The sequence below is a fragment of the Microbacterium proteolyticum genome, assembly GCF_030818075.1.
GTDB classification, from domain to species: domain Bacteria; phylum Actinomycetota; class Actinomycetes; order Actinomycetales; family Microbacteriaceae; genus Microbacterium; species Microbacterium proteolyticum_A.
The window spans coordinates 634277-657950 of sequence record NZ_JAUSZZ010000001.1; the positions used below are offsets into that span (position 1 = coordinate 634277).

The 23674-nt window shown below is 70.8% G+C and carries 22 protein-coding genes; 9 read left to right on the forward strand and 13 right to left on the reverse strand.

What is annotated here, in order from left to right; genetic code table 11:
• The first annotated feature begins 31 nt into the window (after window positions 1–31).
• Window positions 32–1399, forward strand: coding sequence for an ABC transporter substrate-binding protein (locus QE392_RS03025; RefSeq protein WP_307447692.1), 1368 nt, complete (start codon window positions 32–34; stop codon window positions 1397–1399).
• Window positions 1400–1589: 190 nt separating this feature from the next.
• On the opposite strand, the gene QE392_RS03030 is transcribed toward QE392_RS03025, so the two are convergent.
• From QE392_RS03030 to QE392_RS03065, 8 genes are all read right to left on the reverse strand, one after another.
• Window positions 1590–3149 carry a putative Ig domain-containing protein gene (locus tag QE392_RS03030; RefSeq protein WP_307447695.1) on the reverse strand — a complete coding sequence of 520 codons (1560 nt, stop codon included), beginning with the start codon at window positions 3147–3149 and terminating at the stop codon, window positions 1590–1592.
• 42 nt (window positions 3150–3191) lie between these two features.
• The gene (locus QE392_RS03035) at window positions 3192–4769 is read right to left on the reverse strand and encodes a putative Ig domain-containing protein (protein ID WP_307447698.1); all 1578 of its coding nucleotides are present in this window, start codon (window positions 4767–4769) and stop codon (window positions 3192–3194) included.
• Between the two features lie 353 nt (window positions 4770–5122).
• On the reverse strand, window positions 5123–5983 hold the full coding sequence (locus QE392_RS03040) for an Asp23/Gls24 family envelope stress response protein (protein ID WP_307447700.1): 861 nt from the start codon (window positions 5981–5983) through the stop codon (window positions 5123–5125).
• Window positions 5984–6003: 20 nt separating this feature from the next.
• On the reverse strand, window positions 6004–6591 hold the full coding sequence (locus QE392_RS03045; RefSeq protein ID WP_307447702.1) for a hypothetical protein: 588 nt from the start codon (window positions 6589–6591) through the stop codon (window positions 6004–6006).
• On the reverse strand, window positions 6591–7169 hold the full coding sequence (locus QE392_RS03050) for a DUF6286 domain-containing protein (protein ID WP_307447705.1): 579 nt from the start codon (window positions 7167–7169) through the stop codon (window positions 6591–6593). Before QE392_RS03050 ends, QE392_RS03045 begins: the two co-directional genes overlap by 1 nt.
• A complete protein-coding gene (locus QE392_RS03055; RefSeq protein WP_307447708.1) occupies window positions 7169–7561 on the reverse strand; it encodes a hypothetical protein in 393 nt (130 codons plus the stop codon). The genes QE392_RS03050 and QE392_RS03055 overlap by 1 nt, the downstream gene beginning before the upstream one ends.
• Window positions 7558–7746 (reverse strand): DUF2273 domain-containing protein, encoded by a 189-nt coding sequence (locus QE392_RS03060; RefSeq protein ID WP_307447711.1) that lies wholly within the window; start codon window positions 7744–7746, stop codon window positions 7558–7560. Before QE392_RS03060 ends, QE392_RS03055 begins: the two co-directional genes overlap by 4 nt.
• A complete protein-coding gene (locus QE392_RS03065) occupies window positions 7743–8216 on the reverse strand; it encodes an Asp23/Gls24 family envelope stress response protein (RefSeq protein WP_307447714.1) in 474 nt (157 codons plus the stop codon). The genes QE392_RS03060 and QE392_RS03065 overlap by 4 nt, the downstream gene beginning before the upstream one ends.
• Window positions 8217–8689: 473 nt before the next feature.
• Here QE392_RS03065 and fdhD point away from each other — a divergent pair, with 473 nt between their 5' ends.
• Both fdhD and QE392_RS03075 read left to right on the forward strand, forming a co-directional pair.
• Complete coding sequence (fdhD, locus tag QE392_RS03070) at window positions 8690–9568, forward strand: formate dehydrogenase accessory sulfurtransferase FdhD (protein WP_307447717.1); 879 nt, start codon at window positions 8690–8692, stop codon at window positions 9566–9568.
• Between the two features lie 50 nt (window positions 9569–9618).
• The gene (locus QE392_RS03075; protein ID WP_307447722.1) at window positions 9619–11943 is read left to right on the forward strand and encodes an FdhF/YdeP family oxidoreductase; all 2325 of its coding nucleotides are present in this window, start codon (window positions 9619–9621) and stop codon (window positions 11941–11943) included.
• Between the two features lie 156 nt (window positions 11944–12099).
• Here the strand turns inward: QE392_RS03075 and QE392_RS03080 are convergent, their stop codons facing one another.
• Entirely contained in the window at window positions 12100–13341 is a 1242-nt protein-coding gene (locus QE392_RS03080; RefSeq protein ID WP_307447725.1) for an FAD-dependent oxidoreductase, read from the reverse strand.
• Window positions 13342–13656: 315 nt separating this feature from the next.
• Between QE392_RS03080 and QE392_RS03085 the strand changes: the two genes are divergently transcribed.
• From QE392_RS03085 to QE392_RS03095, 3 genes are read left to right on the forward strand one after another with little or no spacing between them, the layout of a single operon-like run.
• On the forward strand, window positions 13657–14991 hold the full coding sequence (locus tag QE392_RS03085) for an RICIN domain-containing protein (RefSeq protein WP_307447730.1): 1335 nt from the start codon (window positions 13657–13659) through the stop codon (window positions 14989–14991).
• Window positions 14992–15021: 30 nt separating this feature from the next.
• Window positions 15022–15384, forward strand: a complete 363-nt coding sequence (locus QE392_RS03090; protein ID WP_307447733.1) for an ArsR/SmtB family transcription factor — start codon at window positions 15022–15024, stop codon at window positions 15382–15384.
• Window positions 15381–16526: a cation diffusion facilitator family transporter gene (locus QE392_RS03095; RefSeq protein ID WP_307447736.1), complete on the forward strand. Its 1146-nt coding sequence runs from the start codon at window positions 15381–15383 to the stop codon at window positions 16524–16526. The genes QE392_RS03090 and QE392_RS03095 overlap by 4 nt, the downstream gene beginning before the upstream one ends.
• Before the next feature lie 23 nt (window positions 16527–16549).
• Here the strand turns inward: QE392_RS03095 and QE392_RS03100 are convergent, their stop codons facing one another.
• Together QE392_RS03100 and QE392_RS03105 are read right to left on the reverse strand one after the other, a co-directional pair.
• On the reverse strand, window positions 16550–17545 hold the full coding sequence (locus QE392_RS03100) for a glycerate kinase (RefSeq protein WP_307447738.1): 996 nt from the start codon (window positions 17543–17545) through the stop codon (window positions 16550–16552).
• 99 nt (window positions 17546–17644) lie between these two features.
• Complete coding sequence (locus QE392_RS03105; RefSeq protein ID WP_307447741.1) at window positions 17645–17917, reverse strand: CBU_0592 family membrane protein; 273 nt, start codon at window positions 17915–17917, stop codon at window positions 17645–17647.
• Window positions 17918–18441: 524 nt separating this feature from the next.
• On the opposite strand from QE392_RS03105, the gene purL reads away from it, so the two are divergent.
• Window positions 18442–20784, forward strand: coding sequence for a phosphoribosylformylglycinamidine synthase subunit PurL (gene purL / locus QE392_RS03110; protein WP_307447743.1), 2343 nt, complete (start codon window positions 18442–18444; stop codon window positions 20782–20784).
• Between the two features lie 83 nt (window positions 20785–20867).
• Window positions 20868–21005, forward strand: a complete 138-nt coding sequence (locus tag QE392_RS03115; RefSeq protein ID WP_307447746.1) for a hypothetical protein — start codon at window positions 20868–20870, stop codon at window positions 21003–21005.
• A gap of 78 nt (window positions 21006–21083) precedes the next feature.
• Here the strand turns inward: QE392_RS03115 and QE392_RS03120 are convergent, their stop codons facing one another.
• Both QE392_RS03120 and QE392_RS03125 read right to left on the reverse strand, forming a co-directional pair.
• A complete protein-coding gene (locus tag QE392_RS03120; RefSeq protein ID WP_307447749.1) occupies window positions 21084–22157 on the reverse strand; it encodes an epoxide hydrolase family protein in 1074 nt (357 codons plus the stop codon).
• Between the two features lie 24 nt (window positions 22158–22181).
• Window positions 22182–22502: a YciI family protein gene (locus QE392_RS03125; protein ID WP_307447755.1), complete on the reverse strand. Its 321-nt coding sequence runs from the start codon at window positions 22500–22502 to the stop codon at window positions 22182–22184.
• A 143-nt stretch (window positions 22503–22645) separates the two neighbouring features.
• Here QE392_RS03125 and QE392_RS03130 point away from each other — a divergent pair, with 143 nt between their 5' ends.
• The gene (locus tag QE392_RS03130; RefSeq protein ID WP_307447757.1) at window positions 22646–23668 is read left to right on the forward strand and encodes a hypothetical protein; all 1023 of its coding nucleotides are present in this window, start codon (window positions 22646–22648) and stop codon (window positions 23666–23668) included.
• The last annotated feature ends 6 nt before the right edge of the window (window positions 23669–23674 follow it).

Consider the following 23674-nt stretch of genomic DNA (forward strand, 5'->3'; position numbering starts at 1 on the left):
CGTTCCCCCCTGTCTCGAAAGGACACCCATCATGCGAATGCGCTCCCTCGCCGGCGTCGCCGCCGTCACGGCATCCATCACCCTTCTCGCCTCCTGCAGCGGCGGAGGCGACGCCTCCGAGCAAGCCGCCGACGTCGACTTCGGTGCCGAGCCCAGCGGTACCCTCGCCGCATGGGGCTTCGAGAACGCCGACGACGTCGGCCAATCGCGCCTCGACCACGCGGCCGCGCAGCTCTCCGACGTCGATGTGACCCTGGATGCCACGGCCTTCGACGCCCAGAAGTTCACCACCCGCATCGCGAGCGGTGACGTGCCCGACGTCGTGCAGATGGACCGCCGCTACGTCACGACGTATGCCGCCCAGGGACTGCTCATGCCGCTCGACGCATGCTTCGAGGCGAAGGGGGTCGAGCCGACCGAGCGGTGGTACCAGAACGTGGTCGATGACGTCACGTACGAGGATGCCGTGTACGCGGTGTCGCAGTTCTACCAGCCGCCGGCGATCCTGCTCAACATGAACGTGCTGAATGAAGCGGGCGTCACCCCCGACGAGTTCGACACGTCGAACATGGACGGTCTGCTGGCCGCCATCGGCAAGATCTACCAGGCCTCGGGCAGCACCCCCACGCGCCTCGGCTTCGACCCGGTCGCCACCGGTCAGGGCGGCCTGTGGGTGCTCGGAATGGGCGGACAGCTGACGGATGCCGACGGCAAGCCGACCCTCGACGACGCCTCCAACGCGGCGGGCATCGACGCGCTCAAGCACATCACCGATGCGCAGGGCGGCTACGCCGCGGTGAAGAGCTTCACCGACTCGTTCGACACCTTCGGCGACGCGAACCAGTTCGTGCAGAACCAGGTCGGCGCACAGGTCGCGAACCAGTGGTACCCCAACGTGCTCAGCGCGACGCGCGACAAGATGTCGCTGCAGGCGGTTCCGTTCCGGGATGCCGAGGGTGAGCCGTTCTCGCTCGCGTCGGGGACCGCGTTCGTGATCCCCGTCGGCGCGAAGAACCCGGCAGCGGCCTGCGCGTGGATGACGGAGCTCACCTCGACCGACGCGTGGATGGCGGCGGGCGAGGCGCGGGCCGCGACCATCGAGAGCAAGGGCGGACTGAACACGGGCCTGTTCACCGGGTCGCCTGAGGCCGACACGATGATCCGCGATGAGTTCGTCGTGCCGACCGGCGACGAGGGCTTCGACCAGGTGATCTCGACCTACTACGACGTCGTCGAGAACGGGAAGTCGTTCGGCTCGTCGCCCGCGGGGCAGGACATCCAGAACGAGCTGAACAACGCCATCACGGCCGCGCTGCTCGGCGACAAGACGACCGAGCAGGCTCTCGCCGACGCGCAGCAGGCCGCGCAGCGGGCCTACGACAACGCGACGGCGAACTGACAGCGAGGGGGCGCCCGCTCCTGGGCGGGCGCCCCTCTGACCTTCGAGGCTGGGGCCCGCTGATCTTTGACACTGGGCCCCGCCGACCTTCGACGCTGGGGCACGCCGACCTTCGACGCTGGCGCCCGCTGACCTTGGACGCTGGGCCCCGGCGACCCTTTGACGCTGGGCGCCGGCGACCCTTCGCCGCTCAGCTGCGCCGACGGCGACGAACGGCGAGGGCGACGGCCCCGGCCAGCAGCAGCACCACCCCGGCGACACCCGCGACGATGACGCCGGTGCTGTCCGTTCCGGTCACGGCGAGCCTCTTCGCGCTCAGGGATGCCGTGGGTGTCGGCGCAGCGGCGGCCGCCGAGGGCATGGATGCCGGCGCAGTCGGCGCGGACGGGGTCGGGCTCGGCTGCGGCGCGGCGGCGAACGTGACCGTGTACGAACGCGACGTCGTCCCGCCCGGACCGGAGACTTCGACCGTGAAGGTGAACGACCCCGCCTGCGACGGTTGACCCGAGATGACCCCGGTCACCGGGTCCAGCGTCAACCCGGGCGGCAGCGCCCCCGCGCTCACGCCGAAGGCCAGCGGACCGGTGCCCGTGGCATCCACCGTCTGCGAATACGGCGCACCCACCGTGCCGTCGGCGACCGAAGGTGTGATGATCTGCGGCGGGGCAACCCGCGCGAACACGATGTGCGTCATCGCCGGCTGCGTCGCCGTGCCATCCTGCGTGGTCTGGGTGAAGATCACTCCCGGAGGGCCCTGCTGCACCGTCGCGGTCGGCGACGAACCCCGGGGGCTCGTGCCCGACGTCGGCGTCGGCACGCCGGCGCCGATCAGCGTCAGGGTCCCGGGGGCGCGAAGCGGCCCGTTCCCGAACGTGTACCCCGAGCCGAGCGCCGCACCATTGGCTCCGCCGCTGGGTGCGGTCGACGCGATGAGCTCACCGCCCGACATCGTGATGTTCGCGCCGGGGCTGTCGATCACGCCCCCGATGCCGGCGCCCTGGGTGGCGGTCGCGGTGATCACGCCGCCGGTGATGGTGATGTTCCCTCCGGATCCCCCGGCCGCCCCACCGATCCCCGGACTTCCGCAGGTGCCGTGGGCGGTGATGGTGCCGCCGGTGATCGTGATGTCTGCAGCGACGGTGTTGTACTCGCCCGCCCCGATTCCGGGACCGCAGTTGTTCGTCGTCGCGGTGACGTCGCCGCCGTTGATGGTGATCGAGCCGCCTCCCGAGAAGGACAAGTTCGCTCCCCCGATGCCGGCGCCGTCTCCGACCGTCGAGACGTTGATCGTCCCGCCGTTGATGATGATGGTCCCGAGGTCATCGCCGTTGTGGGCGCCGATCGCGGCCGACAGCACTCCCCCGCTGATCGTCAGGGATCCTCCGCCCGTGGCGTCGATGGTGAGGGTCTTGCCGGCACTGACATCGATGCCCGCGTCGGGGGAACTGGGCCCCCCGGGGTTGAGCACACTCGTCAAGGAGTGGCCGTTCAGATCGAAGACGACGTTCGACCCGACGGGCGGATTCAGCGACAGATTGGCGGTCGGCGACGCGGGCGACGTGATGTCGGCCCCGAGGCAGATCACCGCACCCGAGAGCGGCGCGTTCGCGAACGCGTCCTGGAGGTCGGTCCAGGTCGTGGGGGTCGTGGTGCAGGCGGCGGCCATCGCCGGTGCTCCGGCGCCCACGGCGACGCCGGAGGCGACCAGGCCGAGCGCCAGAACGGGAACGAGAGCCTTGGTGGTGCGCATGAATTGTCCTCGGATTCGTTTCGGTGCGACGACGAGCCGCGTTCAGTTGAGTCGACGGCGGCGCAGGACGCCGGCGAGAGCCCCGGCAAGCAGCAGCGCCGCCCCTGCCGTCCCGGCGACGATCAGTCCTGCGGTGTCTGCGCCGGTGGCGGCCAGCTTCTTCGGGGCCGCGGGTGACGCGGCCGCCGGCGAAGCGGCCGAGGGGGATGCGGGCGCCGGAGTGACCGACGGTGTAGCCGTTGCGGACGGTGTGGACGACGGTGCAGCGGCGAGCATCACCGTGTACGAGCGCGACGTCGTCCCGCCCGGGCCGGAGACCTCGACCGTGAAAGTGAACGACCCCGCCTGCGTCGGCTGACCCGAGATCACCCCGGCCACGGGGTCCAGCGTCAATCCGGGCGGCAGGGCCCCGGCGCTCAATGCGAAAGTCAGCGGGCCGGTGCCCGTGGCGTCGAGCGTCTGCGAGTACGCCGCCCCGACCGTGCCGTCGGCGACCGTGGGCGTCGTGATCTGCGGGGCGACCGGGCGAGCGAAGACGATATGGGTCCGTGGACCGTCCGTCGCCGTCCCGTCCTCGGTGGTCTGCGTGAACGTCACCCCGGGAACACCGGGCTGCACCGTCGCCATCGGCGACGACGCGCGCACGCTCGACCCCGATGTCGGTGTCGGCACGCCGGCGCCGATCAGCGTGAGGGTCCCGGGGTCGCGAAGCGGCCCGTTGCCGAACGTGTACCCCGTGCCGAGCGCCGCACCGTTGTATCCGCCGTTGGGCACGGTCGACGCGGTGAGCTCACCGCCCGACATCGTGATGTTCGCACCGGGGCTGTCGATGGCGCCGCCGATTCCGGCGCCCTGGGTGGCGGTCGCCGTGATGACGCCGCCGGTGATGGTGATGTTCCCGCCGGATGCACCGCCCGCCCCGCCGATGCCCGGACTTCCACACGTGCCGTGAGCGGTGACGGTGCCGCCGGTGATCGTGATGTCGGCGGGGACGCTGGCGTACTCCCCCGCTCCGATGCCGGGGCCGCAGCTGTAGGTGGTGGCGGTGATGTCCCCGCCGTTGATGGTGATCGAACCACCCCCGATCATCGAGAAGTTCGTTGCCCCGATGCCGGCGCCGTCCCACAGAGTGGAGACGTCGATGGTTCCGCCGTTGATGATGATGGTGCCGAGGTCGTTGCCGTTGGATGCGCCGATCGCGGCCGAGTACGCTCCCCCGCTGATGAGAAGGGAACCGCCGCCCGTGGCGTCGATGGTCAGGGTCTTCCCCGCGTCGACGTTGATGCCCGCGACATCGCTGTTCGAGCCCCCGCGGTTGAGCACCCGCGTCAGACTGTGACCGTTCAAGTCGAAGACGAGGTCGGATCCGCCGGGCTGGCTGAGCAGCATGTTCGCCCCGGTCATCGGCGATGCCGCGGCATCCGAGATGTCCGCCCCGAGGCAGATCACGCCGCCCGACAGGGGCGCGTTCGCGAACGCGTCCTGCAAGTCGGTCCAGGTCGTGGGGGTCGCGGTGCAGGCCGCCGCCGCGACCGGCGAGGCCGTGCCGACGGCGAGCCCGGACGCGATCAGCCCGATCGCCAACGCGCTGACGGAGGCCGTCGTGGGGAAACGCTTCATGAGCAATCGATTCGTGAGGACGGCCGACGCTCGGAGGTCATCGAGGAATGCGGTCGAGAGGCGCCCCCGCGCTCACCGCTTCGTCGACTTCGGCGAACGGGTACGTACCGAAGGGGAACGCTGCCCATCATGCGTGCATGCGCTTCCCGAAAGGGCTGCGCAGCGACGGTTGTCCACTTTCGGTGACAGCTTCGCTGCGACCCTCGTCCATCCGAGACACCCCGCCCGGCCATCTCGCCGCGGACGCCGTCCCGCAGCTGCGTCGACCGTCCGTCGCGCCGCGCAATGCGATCCGCCGAGAAACGCGAAGGGCGCCCCGGCCGAAGCCGGAGCGCCCTGTCGTGATCCGTCGGTCAGGGGCGGGGACGGTCGTCCTCCACCACTGACTGCACGCTGTCCGTCGCCGGCGTCGTGTCGTCGGCGCGCACCTCGTCGGCGGCGATCGCGATGTCGATCGCAGCGTCTTCGAGTGCCTCGGCCACCACGTCGCTCACGTCACCCCGATCATCCTCAATTGCGTTCGCGGCGGGACGCGACGGCTCGAGGCCGTCCGTGACGCGATCCGCGGCCGCGATATCCGCGTCGGCGTTTGTGGCTGCGACGCGCTCGCGCGCAGCCTTCACGGTCTCATCTACGGCGGCTGCGGCACCGGCGGCGACGTCCTTCGTCTTCGCCACGGCGGCGTCGACTGTCTCGGACGCGCTGGCGGCGACATCCCTCGACTTCGCCTTCACGTCCTCGGCCGCGGCCGAGGCCTGAGCCGCGAGGTCCTTCGACCGCGCCTTCACGTCGTCGACCGCTTCCGATGCGCGGGCGGCCACGGCATCCGCCTTCTCCTCCGCTTCGTCGACGACGTCGCGGTCGAACGGTCCGAAGACACCCGTCACGATCACGTTGACGTCGATCGTGCCGCGCCCGAGGGGCTCGAGGGCCGAGCGCACCGCGGTGCGTACCGCCTCGGAGACCTCGCGCAGCTTGTGCGGGTAGTCGACGACGAGCGAGATGGTCGCGGAGACGGAGTCCGCACGGTCGGTGTCGATCTTGACGCCCGGCGCGGTGCTGGCGAGGCCGACGCGCTCGCGGACGGCATCCGAGGCGCGGCCGATCAAGCTCCCGAGCGCGTGCACGCCGGGAACGGATGCCGCCGCGGTCGCCGCCAAGGATGCCGCGGCGTTCAGATCCGGGGTGTCGACGGTGGTGTCGATGGTGGTCATGACCTCTCCTCGGGAGCTCGTCAGTGCACGCGGGTCGTGTCGCGCGCGAGTTTCGCGCGGAGCCCGCTGTGGATGGAGATGTAGGCGCGCAGGTTCTGCCCCGTCAGCGTCGCCAGGTTGGTGACGAGGGTGTCCACGTGCTCCGCGACCTCGCGGGGGGAGGTGTTCTGGCGGGGGGTGACCGACACGTGCAGCACGGACTCCTTGCCGACCTCGCCCGCGGTGACCTTGGAGGAGAGGATCTCGTCACGCTCGGCGAGGGCGTTCTTCAGCGCCTCCGACGCGAACCCGTCCGTGATCGTGATGCGACCTTCGGCGTTCGCGCTGCCGGTGGACTGCAGCGGCGCCTGACGGCGGCCGCGCACGGCGGACGCGGCGATCGCGATCAGAATGATCGCCAGGACGACGATCGCCGCGACCGCGCCCCATCCCGCCGACTCGCGACCGAGCGAGACGAGCCAGCCCTGGAAGCCGCCCATGACGGTGGTCCAGGTGGTCGCCCCGTCGGGCAGCAGCCCCACGGCGAGGGCGAGCGCGCCGAGGGCGAGCAGCACGAGGGCGACGAGGAAGAGCACGAAGCGGTTCAGACCGCGTCGGGTGGCGTTCATCAGGACTCCTTCGTGTCGGGTCGCTGCACCCGCACGACCGTGCGGACGGAGGGGGTGAGCTTGTAGGTGGCGATCTCGGCGTCGACGGTGCGCTGCAGGTCTCCCTGATCGACAGGGATGCCGACCGGCGGGCGCACGGTCACGTCGACGGTGCGGTGGGCGACGCCGACGACGATGTCCTCGCGGGCGATGCCGGACTCGTTGCTGAGATGCTGCGCCAGAGCGGATGCCACGACGCCGTTGTCGACGACGACGGCACGCTGTCCGAGGCCCATCTCGTGCTTGGACAAACGCCCGGGCTTGAGAGCCAGGACGAGCACGATCAGACCGAGGATCGCCAGGACGACACCCGCGACGATGAACGCGGCCGGCATCAGAGCGGTCGGCGCGGCCACGACGGCTTCCAGCGCGGGGCCGGGGGCGACCAGCAGCGGCTGGGCGCCCGTGAGGCTCAGAATGATCTCGACGGCGGCGTACGCCAGCGCGAGAAGCAGCAGCACGACCACGACGAGCATGGCCACCGTGCGCGGCGAATGGGTCTCACGGCGCACGACGGTGCGGAGCACGGAGTCGCTCATCACAGCACTCGCTTTCGTTGAGGGGCGGAAGCGCCCGAGACGGTCACGTCCACGCGCGACACCTCCCGGCCGAACAACCGGGTCAGGCGCAAGCGCAGCTCGGCCTGCGCCGCGCGGGCGGTCTCGAGCACCGGGGTCGCCGCGTTCACCGCGGCGGTGTCGTCCAGCCGCGGCACGGGGAACGCCGAGGTGACGCGCACCACGGCGGTATCACGAGCCGAGACGATCTCGACGCGCACATTCTTGGCATCCACCCCGATCACATCGGCGGCCGCGCGCTCAGCCACCTTCTGCAGCACCCGATCCGCGACATTCACGCGACCGGCCGGAAGGCCGCGGCCGGCAGCCGACGAGCGGCTGCCGACCGCGGAGGGAGCCGTGACGGTGGTCACGACGTGCTCCGACCCGTGAACGCGTTGACGATGTTGCGGAAGTCCAGCTCACCCGCCGTGACGCGCGCAACGACCGCACCGATGACCATGAAGAGGGCCACGAGGATGAAGCCCCAGAATCCGAAGATGAGGGCGCTGAGGGCGAGCACGAGCCCGAACAGGGCGCCCTTCGTCGTGGCGCTCACTGGACGCGCTTTTCGTTGTCGTCGTCGCTGTTGTCGTCGCCCGGGATGTGGACGTCGTTCACATCGACATTGACCTCGACGACCTCGAGACCCACGAGACGGTCGATCGCGGCGGCGACGCGGCTGCGCACCTCGTCGGCGACCTCCTGGATCGGCACGCCGTACTCGACGACGATCGTGACGTCGGCGGCGACCTGGGTCTCGCCGACCTCGACCTTGACGCCCTGCGTCAGGTCGGTCGCGTTGATCGCGTCGCGGATGGCGCCGAGCGCACGGGCTCCGCCGCCACCGAGGGCGTACACGCCCGAGACCTCGCGGGCGGCGATGCCGACGACCTTGCCGACGACGCCATCGGCGATCGTGGTCTTGCCGTCGGTGTGCGTCTGCTGACCGCCGACGGGACGGTTCACACGCGACGCCGCCTGGGGGACGTTCTTCGCAGCGGGGGTGGTGGGGGCGTCAGTAGCCATGTCCGTATACCTTTCCGATGTCATGGCCCGGGTGTCCGGGGTGGGCGCTTCGGCCCACATGACTAAGACGTAGCGGGCCCGGATAACGTCACGTCTGAGCTTGAAAAATTCGGGCGGATCTGTATGCGAGCGCATACGTACGGCCTTCACCCGCGGAATTCCGGGCCCCCGGCGGCATCCTGCCCCGCCGACCGGTGGCGAGTGGAGGGCCGGGGAGAAGCGGAGGACGGATGCCGCGACTGCATCCTCCGCTCGGCCCTGCTCCTCCGCTCGCTACGCTGGTTCGCTGGGCCCGTGCCGCCCCGCCACGCACGGGCACCCATCACGGGCGGGGCGGTCGTCACACTCGTCACCCCGGGGCGCTCATCACCCCCGCCACGCCACCCCACGGGCGGCGGGAACCGCCCCCGCCCGTCGAGACCGCGCTTACGCTCGATCCATGTCCCCCTTCTTCCCGGTCGCGCGGTTCTGAGATGGGCCGCCTCACCGCCTCCCGCCGCGTCACGCGCATCACCCTCGACGGGGTGAACCGGCAGCGGCCGGATGCCGTGGCCGTCGAAGAACCGCTCGAGATCCGGGTGGCGGGCGCCCCGCTGTCGGTGACCATGCGCACGCCCGGTCACGACGTCGAACTCGCCGCCGGCTTCCTGGTGTCGGAGGGCGTCCTTCATCGTGGCGACCAGTTCGCTCGCGCCATCCACTGCGGAGGGCCGGGAACGGGGGGCGCCGACGGCAACACCTACAACGTGCTCGATCTGACCCTCGCCCCGGGAGTGGCCCTGCCGTCCCGCGACATCGCCCGGTCGTTCTACACGACGAGCTCGTGCGGCGTGTGCGGCACGGCATCCATCGACGCTGTGGAGAAGGTGTCGAGCTACGACGTGTCCTCCGACGGCATCCAGGTGTCCGCGAACGACATCGCCGCCTTCCCCGACCGCCTGCGCGAGCAGCAGAAGACGTTCGACAAGACCGGCGGGCTGCACGGCGCGGCACTGTTCGACGGCGCGACGGGCGAGCTGCTCGTCGCCCGCGAAGACGTCGGCCGACACAACGCGGTCGACAAAGTCGTGGGGTGGGCGCTGCTGAACGACCGGTTGCCGCTGCGCGGAACCGTGCTGCAGGTGTCGGGCCGCGTGAGCTTCGAGCTGGTGCAGAAGGCCGTGATGGCCGGCATCCCGATCCTCTCCGCCGTGTCGGCGCCCTCCTCGCTCGCCATCGAGCTCGCCGAGCGCGCGGGGCTCACCCTCGCCGCGTTCGTGCGCGGGTCGAGCATGAACCTCTACACCCGCGCTGATCGCATTCGGGTTCCATCCACAACCCCCGCAGCAGAAGAGGTCGCGAGCGTACGCTGACCACGTCCGGATGCCACGAGCCCGGCGCCACGATCATCGGAGGGTCGAAGATGGGTGAGTCCTTCGGACTGACGACCGAGAAGCCGCGTCAGGGGGGCCTCGGCCCGCGGGTCGACGGCGACTGGTCGAGCACGGGCGCGTACGAGCACCCGGCCGCCGGATGGGGGGCCGCACTCACCGTGGGCAAGGTGCTGCTCGAGCAGCGTCAACCGGTCGCGGGCACCAAGGCAATGTTCACGATGAACCACCCGAAAAGCGGCTTCGACTGCCCGGGGTGCGCGTGGCCCGACGACAAGGGCGTCACCCTCGACATCTGCGAGAACGGCATCAAGCACGTCACGTGGGAGATGACGCACAAGCGCGTCGGCAAGGAGTTCTTCGCCGCGCACTCGGTGACCGAGCTGTCGCAGTGGAGCGATTTCGAGCTGGAGGACGCCGGACGCCTCGTGGGCCCGATGGTCTACGACGCCACCACCGACCACTACGTCCCCATCTCGTGGAACGACGCGTTCCGCCTCATCGCGCAGCAGCTGACGGCGCTGGAGTCCCCCGACCAGGCGGCGTTCTACACCTCGGGTCGCCTCAGCAACGAGGCGTCGTTCCTGTACCAGCTGTTCGCCCGCGAACTCGGCACGAACAACCTCCCCGACTGCTCGAACATGTGCCACGAAGGCTCGGGCCGCGGGCTCACGGCATCCCTCGCCACCGGCAAGGGAACCGCCGACCTCGAGGACTGGGAGAACGCCGACGCCCTCTTCATCCTGGGGGTGAACGCGGCGTCGAACGCCCCCCGCATGCTCACGAGTCTCGCGGAGGCGATCGATCGCGGCGCGCAGATCGTGCACGTCAATCCGCTCCGCGAGGTCGCGGCCACCCGCACGATCGTGCCGCACGAGATCGTCGACATGGCCACCTTCCACTCCACCCCGACCAGCACGATGAATCTGCAGGTGCGCCCCGGCGGCGACCTGGCCCTGGTCCGCGGTATGGCGAAGGTCGTCTTCGAGGCGTCGAAGACCGACCCGACCGCACTCGACCAGGCGTTCCTCGATGAGTACACGTCCGGGTTCGACGACTACCGCGCGCTCGTCGAGGCGACGTCGTGGAGCGAGCTGGTGGAGCAGGCCGGCCTCACCGAGGCCGAGATCCGCGCCGCCGCCGCCGTCTACCTGGCCTCCGAGCGGTGCGTCATCAGCTGGTGCCTCGGCGTCAGCCAGCACCAGCACGGCGTCGACACCGTCCGCGAGATCGTCAACCTCCTGCTGCTGCGCGGCAACGTCGGGCGGCTGGGCACCGGGCCGTCGCCCGTGCGCGGACACAGCAACGTGCAGGGCAACCGCACGTGCGGCATCAACCACAAGCCCACCGAGGAGTGGCTCGCGAAGCTCGACGAGGTGTGCGGCATCACCTCCCCCCGCGAACCCGGCCTCGACACCGTCCACACCGTGGCTGCCCTGCATCGCGGCGACCTCAAGGTGTTCCTCGGCATGGGCGGCAACTTCGTGCGTGCGGCTCCCGACACGAAGCTCACCGCCGAGGGCATGAGCCGGTGCGAGCTGACCGCGCACGTCAGTACGAAGCTGAACCGCAGCCACCTCACCCATGGCAAGCAGGCGCTCATCCTCCCCTGCCTCGGCCGCACCGAGCGCGACGAGCAGGAGAGCGGGCCCCAGTCGATTTCGACCGAGGATGCCATGAGCGCGGTCATACTCTCGCGCGGCTCCCGCAAGCCCGCGTCGCCGCACCTGCTCAGCGAGCCCGAGATCATCGCGCGGATCGCCCGGGCGACCATGCCCGATTCGGCGACGCCCTGGGACTGGTACGTCGGCGACTACGACCGCATCCGCGACACCATGTCGCGCGTGCTGCCCGGCTTCGAGGGCTTCAACGAACTCGTGCGGCAGCCGTACGGCTTCCGCATCCCTCAGCCCGCCCGCGAGCGCGTCTTCCGGACGCCCTCGGGGAAGGCGGAATTCTCGGATGCCGCGCTGCCCGACGTCATCCCGGAAGAGGCCGACGTGCTCGTGCTGCAGACGATGCGCTCGCACGACCAGTGGAACACCACGATCTACTCCGCTGACGACCGCTACCGCGGTGTGCGCAACATCCGCGAGCTCGTGTTCATGAACCGCCGCGACATGAAGGAGCGCGGGATCGCCGAGGGCGATCTGGTCGACATCGTCGCCACCTCGCGCGACGGGTCGGTGCGGAGCGTGACGGCCTTCCGGGCGCTGGAGTACGACACCCCGCGCGGCAGCGCCGCGGGCTATTTTCCTGAGCTGAACGTGCTGCTCGGACCCGACGACTACAGCCGCCAGAGCGACCAGCCGCTGATGAAGGACATCCGGGTGCGCATCGCGAAGACCGTCGCCTGACGCGCCCTCTCCCCGCCGATCCCTGCGCGCGCGATCGTCCCCGAGGGGGGAGTTCGTCACAACCCGGCCGAACCTCCGTTGACGACGCGTCGCCCACGTATTCCGCGCCTGTGAACACCGCTGACCGTCGCGACACGCGGGAGGGGCGTACCGGCGTCAGCGACGAGCCCACCGCGGCGCGCGCTCGGGCCGGGGTCCGATGCCGACGAGGAACGCCGGAATGACACTCAGACCCGGGACGATCCGAAGCAGGATCCCGGCGGCGCGCGGCAGGATCGCGGCGTTCCGCCCCTCGATCACCGGTGCGATCGCACGGGAGTGCACGAGACGCTGCAGCGACTGCATGACCGCCGTCGGCAACCGCCGGCGCCGCTGGACGCGAGCGAGCAGGCGCCCCGACCGCGGACCCGCCAACGACCCCCGCCGCAGCGGCCCGGCTAGCAGTCGCGCCGCGGCTACGGCATCCTGAACCGCCAGGTTGATGCCCACGCCCCCGGCGGGCGACATGGCGTGCGCCGCATCGCCGATGCAGACCACACCGTTGGCGTGCCAGCGGCGCAGGCGATCGACGCGCACGTCGAGGTGTTTGACGTCGTCCATCGTCGCGATCGAGGCGGTGTCGCCGGCGAGGTCGGGCAGCAGCTCTGCGACATCGGCCCGGAACGCGTCGATTCCGGCGGCGCGGAGCGCGGCATCCGTGCCCTTGCGCGCGATCCACGCGACCTGCACGTACCCTCGGCGCGGGATGGGGATGCCGATCCGGCCCCGGCGGATGCGCGGGAGGAGCACGTCGGCGAGCCGCTGGTCGGTGGTGATGCGGAACCACCACACGTCGAACGGCACGGGGAACTCCCGGAGCGGCAGATCGAGCGCGCGCCGCACGGTCGACCATCGGCCGTCGGCCGCGACGGTGAGATCCGCCCGCACCTCGCCGTCACCCTCGGGCGAGCGGAACGTCAACCCACGAACGCTCCCGCCGCCCCGCAGCACCCCCGTGACCTCGTGCTCGCGCAGCAGGGTGAAGGTCGGCTCGGCCGAGGCGGCTTCGGCCAGCAGATCGAGCAGGTCCCACTGCGGAACCATCGCGATGTAGGGGTGGGGCGTCGGCAGTCGTGTGAGATCGGCGACGACGACCTCCGGTCCGGCTTCCGTCGGCAGGCGCAACTGGCGCACGTGCGACTGCGGCAGTCGGTCGAAGCGCGCGAACAGGCCGAGGTCGTCGAGCAGGCGCAGGGTGGAGGGGTGCACGGTGTCGCCGCGGAAGTCGCGGAGGAAATCGCGATGCTTCTCGATCACGGTGACCCGGATGCCGCGTCGCGCGAGCAACAGCCCGAGAACCATTCCGGCCGGTCCGCCACCGGCGATCACGCACGTGGTGCGAAGGGTCTGCACGGCCATGGGGTCCTCCCGATGTCACCATTGTGCTCCCCCGGGGGACCGCGATCCAGGCCCCGACCGGCCGGCGCTCCCCCGGTGTCGGACACGCCCGTCCGTGCACGTTCCGCGAAGCGCCGGGCGCACTTGACACCGCGGAGCCGCGTCCACTTGACTGGCGATCACAAGGCTTGTGAGCGATAACAGCGATGTTTGCGAAGCGGGCGCCGACCCGACGGTGCCGCAGCCCTGCGGAGGAGACCGGGTCGTCACGACACGACGCTCTCGTCTCCCCCTCCGACCACCGCCGGGGCGACCCGACGACGCGAAAGGCACCGCATGTCACGGACGACGACGTCCCCGACGGGACTCCGCTCCCTCACGAGTGCCGCGACGGCGAAAGCCCTCGGCGCCGCGCTGCTGGCGGTCGTCATCGCCCTCGCGACGTTCGGGACCGCGGCACCCGCCGCCGCCTCCGACACGGGGCCCGCGGTCAGCGCGGTCGCATCCGCACGATGCGCGGCCGGGAAGGTGCTCCTGGTCACCCGGGCGACGAACGACAGCGACGCGCCGGCGACCATCACCATCACGTCGGCGTGGGCATCCAAGACGCACACCGCGGTCGCGGCGGGCGCCACGGTCTCCACCTCGACGACGGTCCGCGCCGCCGCGGTGGAGGCGGGCACGGTCCAGGTCACCTCGACGGCGGCCTCGGGCTCGCGCACCGTGAGCGCACCGTTCGCTGCCACGCGCTGCTTGGGGACGCCTGTCGCCCCGGTGGGAACAGGCCCCAACCAGGAGATCCGGAACCAGCAGAACACCCTCTGCCTCGACGACTACAACTACGACACGACCCCCGGCGCCGAGGTGCGCCAGTGGACGTGCATGGAGGGGCAGAACCAGCTGTGGGGGATCGCCGACCGCGGCAACGGCTATGCCGAGATCAAGAACACCTATAGCGGTCTCTGCCTCGACACGCGCAACAGCGGCCCGGGCGTGCACCAGTGGACGTGCGGCACGGGCACCGGGCAGCAGTGGCAGCTGACCGACGTCGGCGGGGGCTGGACCGAGATCCGCAACAGGTCCAACGGCCTCTGCCTGGAGAGCACCGCGTCACCGATCGACGGCGGTGTGCTCGCACAGGTCGCCTGCAACGGCACCGGCGTCCAACGCTGGCGCCTGACCGACCCGAACGTGTCGAAGATCACCTACACGCTCGCGCAGTCGTCGAACCCGTCGGCTGACGAGATCGACGCCTACGCCCGCATCACCGACGCGATGGACCGCGCGGTGGCCCGCTTCAACAGGTTCAACAACACCCAGCTTCACCTTCGCGTGTCGTACGCTCCGGGCGTCGCCACCGCCGACGCAACCATCAACGGCGACGTCCGGTTCGGCGCCGACCGCTCGTACATGGTCGAGGGGACGGCTCTGCACGAGATGTCGCACACCGTGGGAGTCGGCACTGCATGGAACTTCCAGGCCAAATGCGACGCGCAGGACTGGCCCGCGGCACTGCCGCTGCTGAGGTCGTGGGACGGCGACGATGCACGGATCAACTGCGGCGGGAGCCACATGTGGCCGTATGGATTGAACTACTCCTCGGAGTTCAGCGAGACGGCGTTCGATCGCAACGTGCGGCTGGTGCAGGCGATGAAGCACGACGGGCTCTGACATCGAAGACCGGAGCGCTAATATCTGCGTATGCACGTAGATAACCAGCCAGCGAGCTTGGGGCCCGAGTCGGAATACGTGGAGCTCGCGGTCGAAGTGTTCGCGATGCTCGCCGACGCGACGCGGGTCAAGATCATCCTGGCGTTGCGCGGCGCAGGCGAGATGTCGGTGAACAGCATCGCCGAGGCCGTCGACAAGAGCCCGGCCGGCGTCTCCCAGCATCTGGCGAAGCTTCGACTCGCCCGCATGGTCTCGACGCGGCGCGAGGGCACGACCGTGTTCTACCGCCTCACCGATGAGCACGCGTCGGAGCTCGTCATCGCCGCGGTCAATCAGGCCGAGCACGTCGTCGGCGCACCGGCGCACCACCTCGGCGGGCGGGTCGGCACGTGAGCGATCGCGCGCGCCCGCCCGGGGCGCCGGATCATGCGCACACCCACGATCGCTGGCGCGGGCGCGACCACGACCACGACCACGACCACGACCACGACCACGACCACGCGGGACCCCACGACCACGCGGACCACCACCCCCACCAGCACGACCACGCGGACCACCACCACGACCACGCGCATCCGCACGGGGGAGCGAAGGACTTCCTGTACGACCTGTTCGTGCCGCACACGCACGATCCGGCCGACGCGATCGACGACGCCATGCAGGCGAGCTCCGCCGGGATCCGCGCGCTGAAGATCAGCCTCTTCGTGCTTCTCGGCACGACGGTCCTGCAGGCCGTCGTCGTCGCCTTCACCGGCTCGGTGGCGCTCCTCGCCGACACCATCCACAACTTCGCCGATGCCCTCACCGCCGTCCCGCTCTGGATCGCCTTCGTCCTCGGACGCCGCGTGGCCACCCGTCGGCACACCTACGGATACGGCCGAGCCGAAGACCTCGCCGGCATGTTCATCGTCTTCGTCGTCGCCCTGTCGGCGGTGATCGCCGGGTGGGAGGCCATCGACCGCTTCCTCACCCCGCGCCCGGTCGAGCACCCCTGGCTCCTGGTCGCGGCGGGCCTGATCGGCTTCGCGGGCAACGAAGCGGTGGCCATCTACCGCATCCGCGTGGGCCGCAGAATCGGGTCGGCCGCGCTCGTCGCCGATGGCGTGCACGCCCGCCTCGACGGCTTCACGTCGTTGTCGGTCGTGCTCGGCGCCGTCGGCGTCCTTCTGGGGTTTCCGCTGGCCGACCCGCTCATCGGCCTGCTCATCTCGATCTCGATCATGGTGCTGCTGTGGGGGACGGTGAAGTCGATCGGTGCGCGTCTGATGGATGCCGTCGAACCCGACCTCGTGCATCGCGCCGAGCATGCCCTCGTTCACGTCGACGGCATCCACGCCGTCCGCGACGTCCATCTGCGGTGGATCGGGCACCGTCTCACGGGCTCTGCCACGGTGGAAGTCGCCGCGCCCGACCTGGTCGGCGCGGCACGAACCGCGGCGCGCGCCGAAGAGGGAGTCCGGCGCGCCCTGGGCAACCTCGACGGCTTCACCGTCACGCCGACGCCGTCGGGCGACGCCGTGCGCACCATGGAATAGCGGCCGCCCGGCGCACCCCTCGGTCAGAGGTCCAGGTGCGTGAGGGCGGTCGCCGTCGTGCGGCGCACCGCGTCGATCGGGTCGGACCAGGCCTGCTCCCGGCCGACGGTTTCCGTCAGGGAGAACGCCGTCGCGGTCCCCGCCGGGGCAGCGACGACGCCCGCGACCACCAGGGCCGGCACGCTTCGCGCGGCCGCGAGGGCGAGCACGTGGCCCGGGCCCTTGCCCGCCAGGGTGGTCGCGTCGAACTCCCCCTCGCCGGTCAGCACGAGATCCGCGGCCGCGATCGCGGCGTCCAACCCGAGCGTCTCGGCCACGAACGCCGCCCCGTCGACCAGCTCCGCCCCGGCCGCCGCGAGGGCACCCGACAACCCGCCCGCCGCTCCGGTGCGCGGCACGCCCCGCACGTCGACCCCGAAACAGCGGGCCCAGTCCGCGGCATCCGTCTCCAAGCGCGCCGTGAGGCGCGCGACCATCGGACCGTCGGCCCCCTTCTGCGGTGCGAACACCCGCGCGGCCCCCGCGAACGTGACCGTCGTGTCGGTGAGCACCACGACCCGGCCCGCGGGGAAGGGCACGCGGTCTCCCAGCGCCTCGATGGCCCCGCGCCCGCCGTCCGTCATCGCCGAGCCGCCCATGCCGACCAGCACCCGGGTCGCCCCGGCGTCGAGGGCGAGCGCGATGAGTTCGCCGACGCCGCGGCTCGTGGCGTTCCACGGGTCATTCGCCGCTGCTCCTCCGGCGAGCACGAGCCCGGATGCCGCTGCCGACTCGATCACGGCGGTGTCACCATCGAGACGCCAGCCGGCATCGACGGAGAGGCCGAGCGGCCCGGTCACGGTGGTGCGACGGTTCGCCCCTCCGAAGGCGTCGAGCGTGCCGTCGCCACCGTCGGCCATGGGGATGACGGTGATCACCGCGGCGGCCCACCGCTCGCGGACGGCCGCAGCCATGGCATCCGCCGCTTCGACCGCGGTCAGGGTGCCCTTGAACTTGTCGGGGGCGATGACGATGTGCAAACGGCGGTCCTTCCCGCCCGAGGTGAGCGCTGATCAGCCTACGTCGGGCGTGTACAGGGGCCCCGGCCGCCGCCACGGGGGCGGCCGGGGCGGTTGTCGTTACGACGCGGACGTCTCGCGACGGCGACGCGTGCGGACCCACTGCAGGCAGCCGTACACGCTGATGAGCAGCCAGAACCCCTCGATCACGGCGGACGAGAGGTTCCAGTGCGCGGCCAGCGAGACCAGCACCAGCACCGACGCGACGGCGTTCAGCAGCGAGTAGCGCAACTGGTCGACCCGTACGCGGCCGATCTGCAGGAGGAAATACGTGACGACGACGAGCGCGACACCGACGAGGCCGATGATGTTGGCGAGCTCGGATGAAGACATGACGACGATCCTTTTCGAACCATCCCACCGCGCCCGGGGCGGTCGGTGGGAACTTTGAAGATGCGAGTGCCGGGGTGGCAGTCGCGCGAGGCCGTGCGGCCGTCTCAGAGTCCGAAGTCGTCGTACACGCTCGGAAGACTACCGCCGGCGCGGCGTCCAGGTGGAGGGATGCCGCGACAGGATGTGCCCGAAGGAGCGCGATGACCCGTGAGAACCCGCACTCCGTGCGCTTCGCGAAACCCGCGTGATCGTGCTCGGCATCTCGGGTGAGGACGACTTGATGGATGCCGAACTCGTCACGGTTCTGAGGAGGTCGTGCCGCCGCACCTGCCGTGACTCGAGCTGCACAACCTCAGCGATGCGCACAACCTCAGCCCGGATGTCACGGAACGCGCTGAGTTTGCGTCCGTGACGGAGGTTGTGCGCACACCCGGCGGCTGTCCCGCCCCCACACCCGGGCAATGTCGGGCCACCCAACTAGACTGATCACCGTCCGGCCCCTGCGATTCTTGGAGCTCAGCCGCGTGACCACCCCGAACCCCTCCGACGCCCGTACGGCCCTGGCCGACACCGTCGAGAACGCGATCGCCACCCCCGAGAAGGACCAGCCCTACGGCGCCCTCGGCCTGAAGGATGACGAGTACGCCAAGATCCGAGAGATCCTGGGCCGCCGCCCCACCAGTGGCGAGCTGGCGATGTACTCGGTCATGTGGAGCGAGCACTGCTCGTACAAGTCGAGCAGGATCTACCTGCGCCAGTTCGGCCAGAAGGTCAGCGACGAGATGAAGACCCGCCTGATGGTGGGCATGGGCCAGAACGCCGGCGTCGTCGACGTGGGCGACGGCTGGGCGGTCACGTTCAAGGTCGAGTCGCACAACCACCCCAGCTACATCGAGCCCTTCCAGGGCGCGGCCACCGGCGTCGGCGGCATCGTGCGCGACATCATCTCGATGGGTGCGCGCCCCGTCGCCGTCATGGACCAGCTGCGCTTCGGCGCCATCGACCACCCCGACACCCCTCGCGTCGTGCACGGTGTCACCAGCGGCATCTCGTTCTACGGCAACTGCCTCGGCCTGCCCAACATCGGCGGCGAGACGGTGTTCGACGCCGTCTACCAGGGCAACCCGCTCGTCAACGCCCTCGCGGTCGGCGTCATGCGGCACGAAGACATCAAGCTGGCCAACGCCACCGGAGTCGGCAACAAGGTCGTGCTGTTCGGCGCCCGCACGGGCGGCGACGGCATCGGCGGCGCCAGCATCCTGGCATCCGACACCTTCGCCGACGGCGGCCCCACCAAGCGCCCGGCGGTGCAGGTGGGCGACCCGTTCGCCGAGAAGGTGCTCATCGAGTGCTGCCTCGAGCTGTACCGCGACGACCTCGTCGAGGCCATCCAAGACCTCGGCGCGGCCGGTATCTCGTGCGCCACGAGCGAGCTCGCCGCCAACGGCGACAGCGGCATGAAGGTCGAGCTGTCGAAGGTGCTGCTGCGCGACCCCTCGCTCACGCCCGAAGAGATCCTCATGTCGGAGTCGCAGGAGCGCATGATGGCGATCGTCGCGCCCGAGAAGCTCGACGCGTTCCTCGCCGTCGTCGGCAAGTGGGACGTCGAGACGAGCGTGCTCGGCGAGGTCACCGGAGACGGCCGACTCGTCATCGACTGGTACGGCGAGCGCATCGTCGACGTCGACCCCTCGACCGTCGCGGTCGACGGGCCCGTCTACGAGCGCCCCGTCGCCTACCCGACGTGGATCGACGCGCTCCAGGCCGACTCCGCGGCATCCCTCCCCCGGGCGACGGATGCCGAGACCCTCCGCGAGCAGTTCACGACCCTCGTCGCGAGCCCCAACCTCGCCGACACCTCGTGGATCACGAACCAGTACGACTACTACGTTCTCGGCAACACGGCGCTGAGCTTCCCCGACGACGCCGGCATGATCCGCGTCGACGAAGAGACCGGCCTGGGCTTCGCGATCGCCACCGACTGCAACGGCCGCTACAACCAGCTCGACCCCTACAACGGCGCGAAGCTCGCCCTGGCCGAGGCGTACCGCAACGTCGCCGTCACGGGCGCCGTGCCCACCGCCGTCACCGACTGTCTCAACTTCGGCAGCCCCGAGAACCCCGAGGTCATGTGGCAGTTCAGCCAGGCCGTCGAGGGCCTGAGCGATGGATGCCTCGAGCTCGGCATCCCGGTCACGGGCGGCAACGTCTCGTTCTACAACCAGACCGGCGACCAGCCGATCCACCCCACCCCGGTCGTCGGCGTCATGGGCATCATCGACGACGTCGCCGCCCGCATCCCGAGCGGCTGGCAGGATGCCGGTGAGAACCTCTACCTGCTGGGCGTCACCGCCGACGAGCTCGACGGATCGCAGTGGGCCGGCACGATCCACGACCACCTCGGCGGCCGTCCGCCGAAGGTCGACCTGGCGCAGGAGCGCAAGCTCGCCGAGCTGCTGCGGGCCGCCGGGTCGCAGTCGCTCGTCTCGAGCGCGCACGACCTGTCGTCGGGTGGTCTGGCCCAGGCCCTCGCCGAGGGCGTGATGCGCTTCGGCGTCGGCGCCCGCGTCTGGCTCACCGAGCTCATGGAACGCGACGGCGTGGATGCCACGGCCGCCCTGTTCAGCGAGTCCACCGCCCGAGTGCTGGTGAGCGTCCCCCGCGAGGAAGACGTGAAGTTCCGGGGCCTGTGCGACGGCCGCGGCTACCCGGTGCTCCGGATCGGCGTCACCGACGTCGAGCCCGGCACCGAGGCGGCCCTCGAGATCCAGGACGTCTTCACCGTGCCCGTGTCGGAGCTGCGCCGCCTGTCGAACGAGACGCTGCCCGCCGTGTTCGGACCGACCGTCGCGGAGCCCGTGGCCTGAGCCGGCGCGTCGCGCGGTCCACGGTGGCCGCGCGACGCCGGTCTCGACACGCACCACGACCACCACCCGAGAGGAGTCGCGCGATGACCGATGACGACGACGACATGGCCGCGTTCAGCGACAAGCATCAACGCCGCGTCAAGGTCACCGCGTGGATCGTCATCGCCGCGCTCATCCTCACCGGCGGGGGCGCCACCGTCATCTCGCTGATCCTCGGCTGAGTCGCCCACCCGGGCACGGTCCGCCCGAGGGCTCACCCTGCGTCGTTTCCGCACGCGCGAGGCGACGGAACCGGCGGCTCACCTGCGCAAGAGAAACGCTCGCAGGTCGCCTGCCAACAGGTCGGGGTGCTCCATGGCGCCGAAGTGCCCACCCGACGAGAACCGCGTGAAGCGCGCAGTGGGATACCACCGCCGTGCGAACGACTCGACACCGTGGTCGATGTCGTGCGGAAACAGGCCGAAGGCCGTCGGCACCGTCACGCGTCCGCCGGTGGGGGGAAAGCGCCGCCGATCGAAGTAAACCCGGGCGGCACTCCCCGCCGTGCGGGTGAACCAGTGCAGCGACAGGTTCTCGAGAATCAGTTCGAGGGGGATGCGCGCGAACACGTCGCCCTCCCCCCACGCCTGGAACTTCTCGAGGTACCAGCTCGCGAGTCCCGCCGGGGAGTCGGTGAGTCCGGCCGCGAGGGTCTGCGGTTTGGTGCGTTGCGCAGCCGCATACGCCCCTTCGCTCTGCTCCCACGCCGCGGTGGCATCCACCCACCCCCTCTCCTCCGAGGTGAGGTGCGGGTCGCCCTGGGCGCGCCACAGCGGGACGTCGGACAGATGCAGGCCCGACACCAGGTCGGGGTCGAGAAGCGCGACCTGGTCGGCGATCGCCGTGCCCAGGTCGCCGCCGTGTACCGCGAACGAGCCCACGCCGATCGCCTCGACCGCCGAGACGATGCGCGAGGCATTCCACCGTGGTCCGCCCTCGTCTCGACCGGGAGGGTCGCTGTACCCGAACCCCGGGATGCTGGGCACGACCACGTCGAAATCGGCGAGACGTTCCGCCACGCCGCGGAAGCGGAGGAAGCTGTCGGGCCAGCCGTGGATCAACACGACGGCGGGCGCGCCCGGTGTGCCGGCGCGCCAGAGGTGGACGCGACGGCCGGGCTCGCCGACGAGCAGGTGGCGCTCCGATCGCAGTCGCTCCTCGACGCTCAACCAGTCGAACCTGGCCCATGCATCCAGGACGCGTCGGAGCGCCGACGGCCGCGTCCCCCGCGACCAGTCGTCGCCCACGTCGTCGGGCCAGCGCGTCGCAGCGATACGGCGACGCAGGTCGTCGATGTCTTCGTCGGTCGTGACCGGGTCGAGCCGAGTGATCATGCCCCCACCCTCACACGGACGGCGTCAGTACTCGACCAACGGGCGGATCTCGACCGTCCCGTACAGCGGGGCGCGACGCGCATACTCGGCCGCGGCGTCGAGGTCGGCGACCTCGAGCAGGTAGTACCCCGACAGCGCCTCAGAGGGCTGCGGGGCGACATCCGGATGCCGGGTGATCGACGTGACGGTCGCGCGCGCATCCCCCGCCGGGCCGAAGCGGCCGGTGTCGGTCACGACCCCGTCCGCGCGCAGGGACTCCTCGAACCGCGCCCACGCGGCGTAGTCCTCTTCTGCGTCACCACCCTCGTAGCTGCCGTCGGACCACATCACGAGCATGACCTTCATGACGACCCCCCGTCGCAACGGTCCCACTCTCGCAGCCATCGCCCCGAGAGGGAAGATTCACCCGGCCATCCCGGGCAGGACGGCGATGCGTATCCCGGCCTGACGCCCAGCCGGGTGTCGGAAGCCCGACGTAGCATGGGGGCGTGGAACCGCTGCTGGCATTGTTCGCCGACTGGTGGTGGATCGGCCCCGCTGCGGCCGGTGCGGGCACCGTCGGCTGGGTCGGCGTGCGCCGAACGCGTCGTCGCGTTCTGACCGCCGGCGCGAGCGCCCCGGGCGTCACGACCACCGGTGACCGCGCGGCTCGTGCGTGGGCGTCGCGCCCGCTCAGCAAGTCGGCTGCGCGCCGGCTCGAGCTGGATGCCGCGCAACTCGACCTGCAGAACGCGCGACTCGCCGTCACCCGCGGACGCGCCGACGTCAAGGTCGCCGACGCCGAAGTGGTGCGCGCTCAGGCGGAACGCGCGGCATCCCGCGTCTCGGCCGACGTCGTCGCCGCAGCTCGCGCCCGCCTCATCGACGCGCAACGCGATCTCCGTGCGGCCGCGGCCGAGGTGCGCGCCCGCCGGGCGGGCGTCAAGGCGGCCAAGGCGATGCTCCCGGCCATCCGCTCCGGCACGGCCCCGTTGCCGATCGTGCGCCTCCTCGCCGAACACGACGCGATCCTCGCCCGGTGGATGGCGTACGAGACAGACCTCGCGCTCGCGATCGACTACCCGGTGATGACCGACCCGCGCTCCCCGCTGCTGGCCGAGTTCCTGCGCGCGCACGAGCGAGCCCAGTGGCTGCGGCCGGCGACGCCGCAGACCCGCCTCGAGCCCGCCGAGTTCCTCGCGTACCGCGACGCGGTCCGCCGGGCCGCGCACGCCTTCGACCGTGCCGAGCAGGCAGCCCGGCGGGGTCCCCAGCAGCCGAGCGTCGAGGCGGGTGACGCGTGGGGTCGAGTGGCATCCGATCTCGCCGACACCGCGCAGCGTGCCCTCGCCCGCTCCCTCGACTCGATGGGACGCGCCGCAGCGCGCAGCTGGACGGAGCGAGGCGCGAAGCGCACCGTGAAGACCGACCCGGCGAGCGAGCCACCGGCTCCGAGCCCCGGCCCGACGCCGAACGGCGGTCCGGTGTGGCCGCCCCCCGCCCGCGACCGGCCGCACCCGCCGGCATCCTGAGTCGGT

Coding starts and splice junctions, on each gene's coding strand:
- QE392_RS03125 (WP_307447755.1), bottom strand. CDS start 22,502: ATGAAGGTCATGCTCGTGATGTGGTCCGACGGCAGCTACGAGGGTGGT.
- QE392_RS03035 (WP_307447698.1), bottom strand. CDS start 4,769: ATGAAGCGTTTCCCCACGACGGCCTCCGTCAGCGCGTTGGCGATCGGG.
- QE392_RS03040 (WP_307447700.1), bottom strand. CDS start 5,983: ATGACCACCATCGACACCACCGTCGACACCCCGGATCTGAACGCCGCG.
- QE392_RS03030 (WP_307447695.1), bottom strand. CDS start 3,149: ATGCGCACCACCAAGGCTCTCGTTCCCGTTCTGGCGCTCGGCCTGGTC.
- QE392_RS03115 (WP_307447746.1), top strand. CDS start 20,868: ATGACCGATGACGACGACGACATGGCCGCGTTCAGCGACAAGCATCAA.
- QE392_RS03050 (WP_307447705.1), bottom strand. CDS start 7,169: ATGAGCGACTCCGTGCTCCGCACCGTCGTGCGCCGTGAGACCCATTCG.
- QE392_RS03080 (WP_307447725.1), bottom strand. CDS start 13,341: ATGGCCGTGCAGACCCTTCGCACCACGTGCGTGATCGCCGGTGGCGGA.
- QE392_RS03075 (WP_307447722.1), top strand. CDS start 9,619: ATGGGTGAGTCCTTCGGACTGACGACCGAGAAGCCGCGTCAGGGGGGC.
- QE392_RS03065 (WP_307447714.1), bottom strand. CDS start 8,216: ATGGCTACTGACGCCCCCACCACCCCCGCTGCGAAGAACGTCCCCCAG.
- fdhD (WP_307447717.1), top strand. CDS start 8,690: ATGGGCCGCCTCACCGCCTCCCGCCGCGTCACGCGCATCACCCTCGAC.
- QE392_RS03090 (WP_307447733.1), top strand. CDS start 15,022: ATGCACGTAGATAACCAGCCAGCGAGCTTGGGGCCCGAGTCGGAATAC.
- QE392_RS03085 (WP_307447730.1), top strand. CDS start 13,657: ATGTCACGGACGACGACGTCCCCGACGGGACTCCGCTCCCTCACGAGT.
- QE392_RS03025 (WP_307447692.1), top strand. CDS start 32: ATGCGAATGCGCTCCCTCGCCGGCGTCGCCGCCGTCACGGCATCCATC.
- QE392_RS03120 (WP_307447749.1), bottom strand. CDS start 22,157: ATGATCACTCGGCTCGACCCGGTCACGACCGACGAAGACATCGACGAC.
- QE392_RS03105 (WP_307447741.1), bottom strand. CDS start 17,917: ATGTCTTCATCCGAGCTCGCCAACATCATCGGCCTCGTCGGTGTCGCG.
- QE392_RS03045 (WP_307447702.1), bottom strand. CDS start 6,591: ATGAACGCCACCCGACGCGGTCTGAACCGCTTCGTGCTCTTCCTCGTC.